Raw genomic sequence first — 12,991 nt, 5'->3', positions numbered from 1 at the left:
TTACGAGGCCCCCACCGTGCGCCGACGCTCACTCATTCTCGCCGCCGTGCCCGCAGGACTGGTCACACTCGCCGGATGCGGGGACGACGACACGTCCGATTCGTCGAGTGCGGTCGACAGCAGTGCGTCGCCCTCCGCCTCGGCCCCCTCCGCCGCGCCCGCCCCCAAGATCGTCGACGGCCCGCTGCCGGCGATCACCGCGGGCACGAAGTTCGGGGAGAAGCCGACGGTCGCCAAGGGCAGTGGCGAGCCCTCCGACCAGCTCGCCGTCAGGACGGTCATCGCGGGCGGCGGTCAGACGGTCGCGGAGGGCGACTACATCCAGGCCCACTACCTCGGCCAGATCTGGGACACCGGGAAGGTCCTGGACAATTCCTACGAGCGCAAGGCGCCCCTGCTCGCCCAGATCGCGCAGGGCAGCACCATGGAGGGCTGGCGTTACGCCCTCACCGGCAAGAAGACCGGCAGCCGTGTGGAGTTCGCCGTCCCGCCCACCTGGGGCTTCGGCAAGGAGGGCAACGCGGAGGCGGGCATCAAGGGCACCGACACGCTGGTGTTCGTGTTCGACATCCAGGACACCTTCAACGCCAGGAGCTCGGCCAAGGGCAAGAACGTGCCGCAGGATGACGCGGCCGTCCCGGTGGTCGGCACCAACACCGACGGCAAGGCCCCTTCCGTCAAGATCCCCAAGACCGATCCGCCGAAGAAGCTCGTGGCGGAATACGTCATCGAGGGCGACGGCGAGGTGGTCGCGGCCGACAACACCGTCCTCGTGCAGTACAAGGGCGTCGTCTGGGACACCGGCAAGGAGTTCGACTCCACGTACAAGAACTCCGCGCTGACCTCGTTCTCGCTCCAGCAGGTCGTCAAGGGCTGGGGCCAGGGCCTGACCGGCAGGAAGGTCGGCAGCCGCGTCGTCATCGTCATCCCGCCCGACCTGGGGTACGGCGACCAGCCGCCGGCCGGCAGCGGCATCGAGAAGGACTCCACGATGGTCTTCACGGTGGACATCCTCGCGAAGATGTGACGCCGCCGTGATGTAAGACTGTGCCTGTTGCCTTTCCGCGAACAAGCAGGAGCGTAAGACGTGAGCATCGAGAAGCCCGAGATCGACTTCCCGGGCGGCGAGCCCCCGGCGGACCTCGAGATCAAGGACATCTGGGAGGGCGACGGTGAGGTGGCGCAGGCGGGCCAGACCGTCTCCGTGCACTACGTCGGTGTCGCCTTCAGCACCGGCGAGGAGTTCGACGCCAGCTGGAACCGCGGCACCCCCTTCCGCTTCCCGCTCGGCGGCGGCCGGGTCATCAAGGGCTGGGACCAGGGCGTACAGGGCATGAAGGTCGGCGGCCGTCGCCAGCTGACCATCCCGGCCCACCTCGCCTACGGCAACCAGAGCCCGACGCCGGCGATCAAGCCCGGCGAGACGCTGATCTTCGTGGTCGACCTGCTCGGGGTCTGATCGTCGTACGACCGGTCTCGACCAGTTGGGGCCCATGCCTGTCCGGGCATGGGCCCTCGGCTTTTGCCCGGACACCGCGGAGCGGTACGGTCATCCGTCGGAAGCACCATAGGAAAGGCGAAGGGCGTCGATGGCCATTGCCAAGGCAGAGCGGCTGATGAACCTGGCGCTGTGTCTGCTCGGGACGCGGCGGCCGCTCAGCAAGCGCGAGCTGCGCGACTCCATCGAGGCCTACGTCGAGGCGTTCGGTCCGGGCAGGGGTGCGGCCGGCTCGGACGATTCCTTCAACCGGATGTTCGAGCGGGACAAGGACGACCTGCGCGAGCTGGGTCTCGTCATCGAGACCGTCGAGAGCCTGGACGGCGAGGTCGGCTACCTCGCCCGCCGTGACAGCAACCGTCTGCCGCCCATCACCCTCGACGCCGAGGAGGCCGCCGCCCTGGGCCTGGCCGCCAAGGTGTGGCAGCAGGCCAGGCTCGCCGGCGCGGCCAGCGGTGCTCTCCAGAAGCTGCGCGCGGCCGGACTGCCCGAGGACGTCGACCCGTACGAGCCGCACAGTGCTCTGGAGCCGCGCATCCCCGTCCACGAGGCCGCCTTCGAGCCGCTGATGCTGGCCTGCCGCGACCGCCGGCCCGTCCTCTTCGACTACCGCAAGGCCACCGCCGCTCGCCCCGAGCCCCGGCACGTCGAGCCATGGGCGCTGGAGTGCTGGCGCGGCCACTGGTACCTCGCCGGCTGGGACCGTGACCGGGGCGCCGAGCGCGTCTTCCGGCTCTCCCGGATCACCGGCAAGGTGCGCTCGCGCGGCACGGCGTTCACCGCGCCCGTGCCCGACGTCGTCACCGTCCGTGAGACCGTCGCGAGCTGGGCGGGGGAGAACGCCGACCGCAGCGCGCTGATCCGGCTGCGCGGCGGCTCCGGGTACCCCTTGCGGGCGAGGGCCACCGCGGTGCGGGAACTCGACGACGGCTGGGACGAGTTGGAGATTCCGTACGGGCACGGGCTGGACGCCTGGCTGGTGGAGTTCGGGCCGGATGTGGTGGTGCTGGAACCCGCGGAGCTGCGGGCCGACGTGGTGGACCGGCTGCGCGCCGTGGCCAAGGGCTGAGGGGGAGCGAGCAACACAGTGGCAGGCAAACCGGTCAGGCCGGCGAACGCGATCGACCAGACCCGGCGGATGCTCTCCCTGGTGACGTATCTGCGGGAGCGTCCCGGAGCGCGCATCGAGGACGTGGCACGGGCCTTCGGGATCACCGAGGACGAGCTGGTCTCCGACCTCGACGTGCTGCCCATGTGCGGCACCAGCTTCCGCGGCGGTGACCTGCTGGACATCGACACCGACGGTGAGCGGATCTGGTGGCACAACCCGGCCGCCCTCGGCGCGGACGCCGCCGAGCCGCTGCGGCTGGCCGCCGACGAGCGACCGCGCTGCTGGTGGCCGCCCGCGCGGTGGCGACCCTGCCGGGCTTGCGCGAGAGCGACCGCCAGGCGCTGCTGCGGGCCACCGCCAAGGTGGAGACCGCGGCCGGGGAGGCGGCGGGCGCCAGCTCGCGCCTGTCGGTGACCTTCGAGGCCGAGGGCGGTGTCTTCGCCGACGTCGACCGGGCGATCTCCGAGCGCCGCCGGCTGTGGATCCGCTACTACTCGCCCGCCCGTGACGAGGTCACCGAGCGCGAGATCGACCCCATCCGCCTGGTCAGCGTCGGGCACACGTACGTCGAGGCCTGGTGCCGCCGCTCCGAGGCGCGCCGCACCTTCCGCCTCGACCGGGTCGCCGAGATCAAGATCCTCGACGAGCCCTCCGCGCCGCCCGAGGTCGAACTGCGCGACCTGTCGGAGGGACTGGTCCAGCCCGCCGCGGAGGACCCGGAGGTCGTCGTCGAGGTGGGACCCGGCGGGCGCTGGGTCGCCGAGTACTACCCGCACGACAGCGCCGACGAACTGCCCGACGGCGGACTGCGCATCACTGTGCGCACGCCCGAGCCGGCCTCGCTGCGGCGCCTGGCACTGCGGCTCGGCCGCGACGGCCGCATCGTCTCGCCGCAGGACCTCGCCGACAGCGCCCGCCGCGCCGCCCGCGAGGCACTGGCGGCGTACGACGGGGTGGAGGCCGCGGGCGTCGAGGCGTACGGCGGCACGGCGGACACCTTCGGTGGGAGCACCGGGCGGGTACGGGAGCGGATCGAGGGGCGGGAGCAGCAGCTGTGAGCGAGTCGGTGACGACGTCCGGTGTGCGGGACATCTCGGTGGCCTCGGCGTTCTCGGGTATGAGGAGCGTGACCCCGGTGGTCTTCCGGGCCGGCTGCCCGGACTGCCGCGGCCGTTTCGAACTCGCCGCGGGCGCGCTGCGCCTGACCATCGGCGGCTCCAGCCGCACCACGTTCTACTCCTTCACCTGCCCGGACTGCGGTGCCGCCGTGCGCAAGCCGGCCGGTGAGCGGGTCGTCGAACTGCTCACCGGGGGCGGCGTCAGGACCCTGCGGCTGCAGATGCCGTAGCAAGGTCTAGGCTCGGCGTCATGTTCTGGCCGATGTTCGCGGTAGCCGTGGGTTTTCTGGGTCTCGCCGTTCTCGCGGTGTTCGCCGTCCGGGTCTTCCTGGAGGCGGAGCGCCTCGGCAGGCAGGTGGCGGATTCCGCGCAGCGCATCAACCGCGCGGCCGAGGAACTGGAGCGGGCGTCCCTGAGCGCGGCCCGGGCTGTGGACTCCGTGTGAGTACCGCTGTGGCCTTCCTGTGAGTCCCGCGCGGAACACGTTTTGGGTCACTTCGCCCTCCCGCCCCGGCGGTTCGGACAGGTACGCTGCTGGTCGCGGTCCGGAGAACGAGGCCCGGAACGCGGACCGGGAGTACGCACGGGGATTGCCTCACGTTTACCCCTGAGCGTTACGATCGCTGTCAGCACGATCGCTCGGACACCTGTCCGGCCGGTCGGACAGCAGTCCCACCCAGCCGCCTCGGTGAGAAGGTAAAGACTTATGTTCGGAAGGCTCGGCGCCCCCGAGATCATTCTCATCCTCGTCGTCATCATCCTGCTGTTCGGCGCGAAGAAGCTTCCGGACATGGCGCGCTCGCTCGGCAAGTCCGCGCGCATCCTCAAGAGCGAGGCCAAGGCGATGAAGGACGAGGGCAGCAGCACGGCCACCCCGGCCGGTCCGCCCAACGAGGGCGAGCAGCCCCCCGCTCAGCGCACGATCCAGGCGTCCCCCGGTGACGTGACCAGCTCGCGCCCGGTCAGCGAGCCCACGGATTCGACCAAGCGCTGACGCAGGGCCGGTGACCTCCGGCCCGCCGCACGAGATGGGAACGTGGGTTGCTCAAGTCTGCCCGCAAGAAGGAGAAGGACCCGGAGGGGCGGATGCCCCTCGCGGAACACCTTCGTGAGCTGCGCAACCGGCTCGCGAAGGCGTTGCTGGCCATCGTCGCCGTGACCATCGTCGCCGCCTTCTTCTACAAGGACATCATCGAGTTCTTCACGAACCCGATCCTGACCGCGGTGGGGTGCGATTCGACCTTCTCCGAGCTGGCGCAGCAGAGCAGCGGCAACTGCGCCCGCATCGTGCTGAACGGCCTGCTGACCCCGTTCACGCTCGCCCTGAAGGTCTCCCTGATGGCGGGTGTGATCTTCGCGTCGCCGGTCTGGCTCTACCAGTTGTGGGGCTTCGTCGCGCCGGGACTGCACAAGCACGAGCGCAAGTACGCCTATGCCTTCGTCGGCACCGGTGTACCGCTGTTCCTCGGCGGCGCCTTCTTCGCCTACAAGACGCTGCCTACGATGGCGAAGGTGCTCCTCGAGTTCTCGCCGGCGGATCTGGACAACCAGCTTCCGCTGGACGATCTGCTCGACCTCATCGTCCGCATGGTGCTCGTCTTCGGCCTCTCCTTCGAGCTGCCCCTCCTGCTGGTCATGCTCAACCTGACCGGGGCGCTGACCGGCCGCCGCATGATGAACTGGTGGCGCGGCATGATCATGGGCATCACGGTCTTCGCGGCCGTGGCCACGCCCAGCACCGACCCGCTGACCATGCTGGCTCTCGCCGGGCCGATCTGGATCCTCTATTTCCTCGCGACCGGCTTCTCCCTGCTGAACGACCGCCGCAGGCGCCGCCGGGACGCCCTGGCCCCCGCCGACGACGAGGCCTCCGAGCTGGATCTCACCCCCGAGGCCATCGGCGAGGTCGAGGCCGTGGCCCCCAGCCGGGCGCTGCCCGAGCAGGCGACCGCGGAGCGGGTCAACGGCTACGACGACGTGACCTGAGCACTGGACGGATCTCCCTCGCGGCCGGGGCGCCCATGCGGCGCCCGGCCGCTTGCCTTGTGCCCCGTGGAGGCAGCCATCGTGAGGCCCTGAACTGCGCGGACGCGGGTTTCCCGGCAGTGGATCCGGATAATGATCGTCCTGTTGTCAGTGCGGCCCGGTACGCTCGAAAGCACGATGACAGAGGACCTCTCACCGGCCGAGCGGTACGCGGCAGCCCGTAAGCGTGCTGTCGAGCAGGCCACCGCGCTCGCCTCCTTCCGCGAGATGTACGACTTCGGCCTCGACCCCTTCCAGATCGAGGCCTGCCAGGCGCTCGAGTCGGGCAAGGGCGTCCTGGTGGCCGCCCCCACCGGCTCGGGCAAGACGATCGTCGGCGAGTTCGCCGTCCACCTCGCCCTCAAGCAGGGCAAGAAGTGCTTCTACACGACACCCATCAAGGCGCTGTCCAACCAGAAGTACTCCGACCTGTGCCGTCGCTACGGCGCGGACAAGGTCGGCCTGCTCACCGGCGACAACAGCGTCAACTCCGATGCCCCGGTGATCGTGATGACCACCGAGGTCCTGCGCAACATGCTGTACGCCGGTTCGCAGACCCTCCTCGGCCTCGGGTACGTGGTGATGGACGAGGTGCACTACCTCTCCGACCGCTTCCGGGGCGCCGTGTGGGAGGAGGTGATCATCCACCTCCCCGAGTCGGTCACGCTGATCTCGCTCTCGGCGACCGTGTCCAACGCCGAGGAGTTCGGCGACTGGCTCGACACCGTGCGCGGTGACACCGAGGTGATCGTCTCCGAGCACCGGCCCGTGCCGCTGTTCCAGCACGTGCTCGCCGGACGGCGGATGTACGACCTGTTCGAGGAGGGCGAGGGCCACCGCAAGGCCGTCAACCCCGACCTCGCGCGGCTGGCCCGCATGGAGGCCAGCCGGCCGTCGTACCAGGACCGCAAGCGTGGCCGGAACATCCGCGAGGCGGACCGGGAGCGCGAGCGCAGGCAGCGGTCGAGGGTGTGGACGCCCGGGCGGCCGGAGGTCATCGAGCGGCTCGACGCCGAAGGCCTGCTGCCCGCGATCACGTTCATCTTCAGCCGTGCCGCCTGCGAGGCCGCCGTCCAGCAGTGCCTGTACGCCGGGCTGCGGCTCAACGACGAGGACGCGCGCGAGCGGGTCCGCTCCCTGGTGGAGGAGCGCACCGCCGCCATCCCCGACGAGGACCTGCACGTCCTCGGCTACTACGAGTGGCTGGAGGGCCTGGAGCGGGGCATCGCCGCCCACCACGCGGGCATGCTGCCGACCTTCAAGGAGGTCGTCGAGGAGCTGTTCGTGCGCGGACTGGTCAAGGCCGTCTTCGCCACCGAGACCTCGCGCTCGGCATCAACATGCCCGCCCGCTCGGTGGTGCTGGAGAAGCTCGTCAAGTGGAACGGCGAACAGCACGCCGACATCACCCCCGGCGAGTACACCCAGCTCACCGGCCGTGCGGGCCGACGCGGCATCGATGTCGAGGGCCACGCCGTCGTGCTGTGGCAGCGCGCCATGAACCCCGACCACCTGGCCGGTCTCGCGGGCACCCGCACGTACCCGCTGCGCTCCAGCTTCAAGCCGTCGTACAACATGGCGGTCAACCTGGTGCAGCAGTTCGGGCGGCATCGTTCGCGCGAGCTGCTGGAGACCTCCTTCGCGCAGTTCCAGGCCGACCGGTCGGTCGTCGGGATCTCGCGGCAGGTGCAGCGCAACGAGGAGGGCCTGGAGGGCTACAAGACCTCCATGACCTGCCACCTCGGCGACTTCGAGGAGTACGCGCGCCTGCGCCGCGAACTCAAGGACCGCGAGACGGAGCTGGCCAAGCAGGGCGCGGCCCAGCGGCGGGCCGAGGCGGCGGTGGCGCTGGAGAAGCTGAAGCCGGGCGACGTCATCCACGTGCCCACCGGCAAGTACGCCGGGCTGGCGCTGGTCCTCGACCCGGGCCTGCCCGCCGGGCGGGCCAACGGCCATCGTGGCTTCGAGCACCAGGACGGGCCGCGCCCGCTCGTCCTGACCGCCGAGCGGCAGGTCAAGCGGCTGGCCGCGATGGACTTCCCGGTGCCGATCGAGGCGCTGGAGCGGATGCGCATCCCCAAGTCGTTCAATCCGCGCTCGCCGCAGTCCCGCCGGGACCTCGCCTCCGCGCTGCGCACCAAGGCCGGGCACATCGAGCCGGAGCGCTCCCGCAGGGGCCGGTCCCAGGCCGCCGACGACCGGGAGATCGCCCGCCTGCGCGCCGCGCTGCGCGCCCATCCCTGCCACGGCTGCTCCGACCGCGAGGACCACGCCCGCTGGGCCGAGCGCTACTACCGGCTGCTGCGCGACACCTCGCAGCTGGAGCGCCGGATCGAGGGCCGGACGAACACCATCGCCCGCACCTTCGACCGGATCGTGGCCCTGCTGACCGAGCTGGACTACCTGCGGGGCAACGAGGTCACCGAGCACGGCAAGCGGCTGGCCCGGCTCTACGGCGAGTTGGACCTGCTGGCGAGCGAGTGCCTGCGGGCCGGGGTGTGGGACGGCCTGACCCCCGCCGAACTCGCCGCGTGCGTCTCGGCGCTGGTGTTCGAGGCCCGGAGCAGCGACGACGCGCTGGCGCCGAAGCTGCCCTCGGGCGGGGCCAAGGCCGCGCTCGGCGAAATGGTGCGGATCTGGGGTCGGCTGGACGCCCTGGAGGAGGACTTCCGGATCAGCCAGACCGAGGGCGTCGGGCAGCGCGAGCCCGACCTCGGCTTCGCCTGGGCCGCCTACATGTGGGCCTCCGGCAAGGGCCTCGACGAGGTCCTGCGGGAGGTCGAGATGCCGGCCGGGGACTTCGTGCGGTGGTGCAAGCAGGTCATCGACGTCCTCGGGCAGATCGCGGCGGCGGCGCCCCCGGAGAGTTCGTCGGTGGCGAAGAACGCCCGCAAGGCGGTCGACGCGCTGTTGCGGGGCGTCGTGGCGTACTCGTCGGTGGGCTGAGACGCCGCGCCGTCGGCGGCGGCGGGCGGCGGGCGGTCTGGACCGGTCGACGGAACAGGCCCCCCGCTCGCCTCAGCGGGCCAGGTACGCCCGCCACCCTCCGTACTCCGTGATGTCCTCCGCGTCCGTCAGAGCCGACGGTTCGCAGAGGAAGCCCGGGAGTTCCGCGCCGTCGGTGAGGGTGATGCGGCCCAGGGTGCCATCGGACGGGGGAGGGCGGACAGCAGCCCGCCCAGGCCCGCCGCCGGGAGACGCCGGACCTCCACCTCGACCGGCGCGCCTCCCTCGCCCACGTGCACGAGACTTGGCTTCGGCGGGGACGTCCGGGCGTGCAGACGGTACACGGGGGCCGTCGTCGTACGGTCCAGTACGGCGGCCAGGGACAGGCTGGTTCAGCGGCCGCCTGGTCAGATGAGCGCCCGTCACGGCGACGTACGCGTCGGGCCGGAGCAGGTCCGCGACGCGGGTGAGCCGTTCCTCGGTGCGCAGCGACTGCCGGAGACGAAAGCACCGGCCGTGTGGAGCTGAGGGTGCGGGCCTTGCGGGGACGAAAGCACCGGCCCTGTGGAGCTGAGGGCGTCGGCCTTGCGGGGACGAAAGCACCGGCCACGCGGAGCCGAAAGTACCGGCCACGCGGAGCCGAAAGTACCGGCCCCCCAGGTCGCCGTCCGCTGGTCTCTCGCCAGGTCGTCGTCCGGTGCCGTGTGCGAGGTCGAACGCATGGGGACGAGCAGTGGGCGCCGAGTCGGCCGGTCGCGTGCCGCGCAGCGGCGCGACAGTGGGCTGGAGCCGCGCGCCGAACTGCTGCACACGTCCACCGCTCCGGCCCCGGGCGGCCCGTCTCGGACTTCGCCCGCGCCACCGGCGACGCGGCGCTGCGCATCGCCGGCGCCTGACGGCGGCCTCGCCCCTCCGATTCACCCGTCCCGGTGAGGGTTCTCGCGCGCCCGTACGCCGTTACGCACAGTGTGCGAGTGGATTCCGTGCGTGCAAAACGCCCGAGGTTACTCCAGGTGCTGCCGTGGTTTCAGGCGGTTGCCGAATATGACACGGCGATGATCCGGTCGGACTAAGCTCGCCCGCGGCGCACCGAGTTGAGGCGAATTCGTGCGCTTGTTCCCTAATACCCCGAAGATGCCGACAGATCCCCTACAGAGGGTGCCCACATGGTGAGTGTTCAGTCCCCACCCGGTCGCCGTGAACTGGCGTACGCGCGCATGGTGTTGCTGCCGGCGATACTGATGGCCGCGGCGACCGGCGCGGCCGTCGCCCTGGTGGCGGTGCCGGCCCAGGTCGCCGTCGGCGCCTGCGGAGCCGTAGCCACTCTCCTGGTGGTCGCCGCCGGGGCCGAGTCGGCCCGCCGCGGCCGTCAACTGCAGGCACTGAGCGCCGAGAAGGAACGCCGGATCGCGTACCTGGAGCGCCGGGTCGCCGCCCAGGGGGAGCAGAACCTGCGGCTCGCCGACTACTTCGTGCCGCAGGCGGTGGCCTGGTTGCGCGCCGGGAACTCGCCCCGCGAGGTGATGCTCCACTTCGCCGACGTGGACGCCGACTACCGCGAGCTCGACGAGGGCCAGCGGAAGGTGGTCAAGGGGATCCTCGAGATCGTCGACCACGAGGAGGCCCTGCGCGACTCCGCCCAGCGCTCGTTCGTCAGCGTCGCCCGGCGCGTCCAGGCCATCGTGCACCAACAGGCCGCGGAACTGAGGGAGATGGAGGAGGACCACGGTCGTAACCCGGAGGTCTTCGACGACCTCCTGCGCATCGACCACGGCACCGCCCTGATCGGCCGTCTCGCCGACTCCATCGGCGTGCTCGGCGGCGGTCGCCCCAGCCGCAACTGGCCCCAGCCGGTCCCGCTGTACAGCGTGCTGCGCGGCGCCATGTCCCGCATCCTGGAGTACCGCCGCATCCAGCTCGACTCGATCGCCAAGGTCAACATCCGAGGCCTGTCCGTCGAACCGCTGATCCACGCGCTCGCCGAACTCCTCGACAACTCCACCCGCTACTCGCCGCCCACCAGCAAGGTGCACGTCAACGCGGTCGAGGTGCAGACCGGCATCGCGATCGAGATCGAGGACGCCGGCGTCAGCCTCAGCGAGGAGGCCCGAGCCAAGGCCGAGCGCATGCTGGAACAGGCCATGGCCGGTGTCGACATCCAGGACGTCGGCGGCACCCCGCGCCTCGGCCTCGCGGTCGTCGGCCGGCTCTGCACCTCGTTCAACATGCAGGTGTCGCTGCGCACTTCGGCCTACGGCGGCGTCCGCGCCGTACTGATCGCGCCGAGCGAGATGGTCACCTCCGACCCGGCGCCCGGCTTCGCCCACGGCATCGGCGCCACCGCCGTACCGCAGATCGACCTGGGCAACATCGAGGTCGAGAGCCCGAAGCGGCCCCCGAAGAAGCGTCGCCCCACCAACCCGAGGTTCCCGGCGGGTGTCTCCCTGGACGACGAGGTGCCCGAGGTCACCGAGTGGACCGACAAGGGTCTGCCGCAACGCCGCAGCAAGACGACGATCCCGATCAGCCAGCGCTACCGCGAGGCGTACGCCGCCCAGGCCGCCGAACTCGCCGGTGAGCCGGACCCGTTCGCGCAGCCGAAGCCGGAACCCGATCCCGACGTGAAGCGGCAGGAGCCCGGCGTGGCCTTCGAGGCCTTCTGGGAGGGCCTGAAGAAGGAGGCCCCTCCGGGGCACCACCCGACCGACTTCACCCGCAATCCCACCGCATACCTGCACCTGCTCAAGGACAAGGCCAAGCCCGAGGCCGACGACGAAGGGGACCTCACGTGATCCAGCAGCGCCAAAACTTCGACTGGCTGCTCAAGGAACTCTACGACGGCGTTCCGGGTATCGAGATGATCGTCGTGCTCTCGGCCGACGGACTGCGCATCGCCCGCTACGCCGGTGACCCCGACGCCGCCGACCGGGTCGCCGCCGCCTGTGCCGGCCTCCAGAGCCTGGCCAACGCGGTCGCCCAGGAGATCCAGTCCAGCGACGGCGAGATGAACCTGGTCATGATCGAGCTGAACGGCGGCTACTTCTACATGATGTCCGCCGGGGCCAACGCCTATCTCGCGGTCCTGGCCGACGTGCGCTGCGAGGCCGGCCGGATGAGCGCCATGATGCGCGACCTCGTCGTCCGGATCGGCGCCCACCTGACCAGTCCGCCGCGCCGCACAGGGCAGAGCGTATGACGCCTCCGCAACGCCGGCGGCGCGACCCCGACCCGGAACCGTCCCAGCAGCCGCCGAAGGAGGGGGAGGGCAAGAACCCCGAGCGGCTGTACATCATCACGGGGCCGGACGGCGAGCGCGCCCCCCTCGACCTGGTCACGTTAATCGTGGCGCGCGCCGAACCGCCCTCCTCGGCCACCCCGGAGCAGTCGGCGGTGCTGCGGATGTGCCGGGCCCCGCTGGCGGTGGCCGAGGTGTCGGCCTACCTCAGCCTGCCGTTCAGCGTGGTGACGGTGCTGCTCACCGAGATGCTGGCGGCCGAACTCGTGCAGGCGCGCGCCCCGATCGTCCGGCAGCACCTTCCCGACCGTTCCCTCCTCGAAGCGGTGATGCATGGACTTCAACGGCTCTGACACCATCCCCGGCCCACGCGCCGAGGATCATCTGCCGCACACCACCACGGCGGCGGCCAAGATCGTCATCGTGGGCGGCTTCGGTGTCGGCAAGACGACCATGGTCGGGTCGGTCAGCGAGATCAAGCCGCTGACCACCGAGGAGACCATGACGCAGGCGGGTATCGGCGTCGACGACAACTACGGCTCCGACACCAAGACCGCCACCACCGTGGCGATGGACTTCGGCCGGATCCGCATCACGGACCAGGTCGTGCTCTACCTCTTCGGCACACCGGGCCAGGAGCGTTTCTGGTTCCTGTGGAACGGCCTGTTCGAGGGCGCCCTCGGTGCGGTCGTCCTGGTCGACACCCGCCGCCTGGAGGTCAGCTTCGAGGCCATGGGCCGGCTCGAGGAACGCGGTGTGCCCTTCGTGGTCGCCGTCAACACCTTCCCCGACGGCCCTCGTTACCCGCTCGACGACCTGCGGGGCGCCCTCGACCTGCCGCCCGAGATCCCGATCGTGGAGTGCGACGTGCGCCGCCGGGCCTCCAGCCGCGACGTGCTGATGACGCTGACGCGCTTCCTGCACGACCTCGCGCTGGCCGGCAACCTCACCTGACGCGCGCCGCCCTCACCCCTCCCGGGACCCCGGCCTGACCGGCCATTCCCGGCCTCCCGGCCCGCCCGGACTTCCCGACCTCTCGGACTTCCCCGACCCTTCCGA

11 protein-coding genes and 3 pseudogenes are annotated in these 12,991 nt (G+C 70.8%); 13 read left to right on the top strand and 1 reads right to left on the bottom strand.

Features of this window, described 5'->3' with window-relative positions; translation table 11 throughout:
- Window positions 1-16 precede the first annotated feature (16 nt).
- The 9 genes and pseudogenes from BM536_RS20270 to BM536_RS20230 all read left to right on the top strand — a co-directional run bounded on the left by BM536_RS20270 (window position 17) and on the right by BM536_RS20230 (window position 8,697).
- Window positions 17-1,027, top strand: coding sequence for an FKBP-type peptidyl-prolyl cis-trans isomerase (locus BM536_RS20270; protein ID WP_073495333.1), 1,011 nt, complete (start codon window positions 17-19; stop codon window positions 1,025-1,027).
- A 60-nt stretch (window positions 1,028-1,087) separates the two neighbouring features.
- The gene (locus BM536_RS20265) at window positions 1,088-1,459 is read left to right on the top strand and encodes an FKBP-type peptidyl-prolyl cis-trans isomerase (RefSeq protein ID WP_073495330.1); all 372 of its coding nucleotides are present in this window, start codon (window positions 1,088-1,090) and stop codon (window positions 1,457-1,459) included.
- Window positions 1,460-1,589: 130 nt separating this feature from the next.
- On the top strand, window positions 1,590-2,567 hold the full coding sequence (locus BM536_RS20260; protein ID WP_094103292.1) for a helix-turn-helix transcriptional regulator: 978 nt from the start codon (window positions 1,590-1,592) through the stop codon (window positions 2,565-2,567).
- A gap of 18 nt (window positions 2,568-2,585) precedes the next feature.
- Window positions 2,586-3,667 (top strand): annotated as a pseudogene (locus BM536_RS20255) (helix-turn-helix transcriptional regulator).
- Window positions 3,664-3,957, top strand: coding sequence for a hypothetical protein (locus BM536_RS20250; RefSeq protein ID WP_073495328.1), 294 nt, complete (start codon window positions 3,664-3,666; stop codon window positions 3,955-3,957). The pseudogene BM536_RS20255 and the gene BM536_RS20250 overlap by 4 nt, the downstream one beginning before the upstream one ends.
- A 20-nt stretch (window positions 3,958-3,977) precedes the next feature.
- Window positions 3,978-4,172, top strand: a complete 195-nt coding sequence (locus tag BM536_RS20245; protein ID WP_073495325.1) for a hypothetical protein — start codon at window positions 3,978-3,980, stop codon at window positions 4,170-4,172.
- A gap of 261 nt (window positions 4,173-4,433) precedes the next feature.
- Complete coding sequence (tatA, locus tag BM536_RS20240; protein ID WP_073495322.1) at window positions 4,434-4,721, top strand: Sec-independent protein translocase subunit TatA; 288 nt, start codon at window positions 4,434-4,436, stop codon at window positions 4,719-4,721.
- Between the two features lie 47 nt (window positions 4,722-4,768).
- Window positions 4,769-5,713: a twin-arginine translocase subunit TatC gene (gene tatC, locus BM536_RS20235; protein WP_073495319.1), complete on the top strand. Its 945-nt coding sequence runs from the start codon at window positions 4,769-4,771 to the stop codon at window positions 5,711-5,713.
- Between the two features lie 132 nt (window positions 5,714-5,845).
- Window positions 5,846-8,697, top strand: a pseudogene (locus tag BM536_RS20230) (DEAD/DEAH box helicase).
- Window positions 8,698-8,769: 72 nt separating this feature from the next.
- Here BM536_RS20230 and BM536_RS43010 read toward each other — a convergent pair.
- Window positions 8,770-9,258, bottom strand: a pseudogene (locus BM536_RS43010) (allophanate hydrolase-related protein); the annotation flags it as partial.
- A 656-nt stretch (window positions 9,259-9,914) separates the two neighbouring features.
- On the opposite strand from BM536_RS43010, the gene BM536_RS20220 reads away from it, so the two are divergent.
- The 4 genes from BM536_RS20220 to BM536_RS20205 are packed head-to-tail and all read left to right on the top strand — an operon-like array spanning window position 9,915 to window position 12,886.
- Window positions 9,915-11,489 carry an ATP-binding protein gene (locus tag BM536_RS20220; protein WP_073495315.1) on the top strand — a complete coding sequence of 525 codons (1,575 nt, stop codon included), beginning with the start codon at window positions 9,915-9,917 and terminating at the stop codon, window positions 11,487-11,489.
- Entirely contained in the window at window positions 11,486-11,893 is a 408-nt protein-coding gene (locus BM536_RS20215) for a roadblock/LC7 domain-containing protein (RefSeq protein ID WP_073495312.1), read from the top strand. The genes BM536_RS20220 and BM536_RS20215 overlap by 4 nt, the downstream gene beginning before the upstream one ends.
- Window positions 11,890-12,285: a DUF742 domain-containing protein gene (locus BM536_RS20210; protein WP_073495309.1), complete on the top strand. Its 396-nt coding sequence runs from the start codon at window positions 11,890-11,892 to the stop codon at window positions 12,283-12,285. The genes BM536_RS20215 and BM536_RS20210 overlap by 4 nt, the downstream gene beginning before the upstream one ends.
- The gene (locus tag BM536_RS20205) at window positions 12,266-12,886 is read left to right on the top strand and encodes a GTP-binding protein (RefSeq protein ID WP_073495306.1); all 621 of its coding nucleotides are present in this window, start codon (window positions 12,266-12,268) and stop codon (window positions 12,884-12,886) included. The genes BM536_RS20210 and BM536_RS20205 overlap by 20 nt, the downstream gene beginning before the upstream one ends.
- Window positions 12,887-12,991: the final 105 nt, after the last annotated feature.

Source organism: Streptomyces phaeoluteigriseus, assembly GCF_001896135.2.
Classification (GTDB): domain Bacteria; phylum Actinomycetota; class Actinomycetes; order Streptomycetales; family Streptomycetaceae; genus Streptomyces; species Streptomyces phaeoluteigriseus.
Note: the sequence above shows the minus strand (reverse complement) of the source record. Positions and strands in the feature narration are given on the sequence as shown.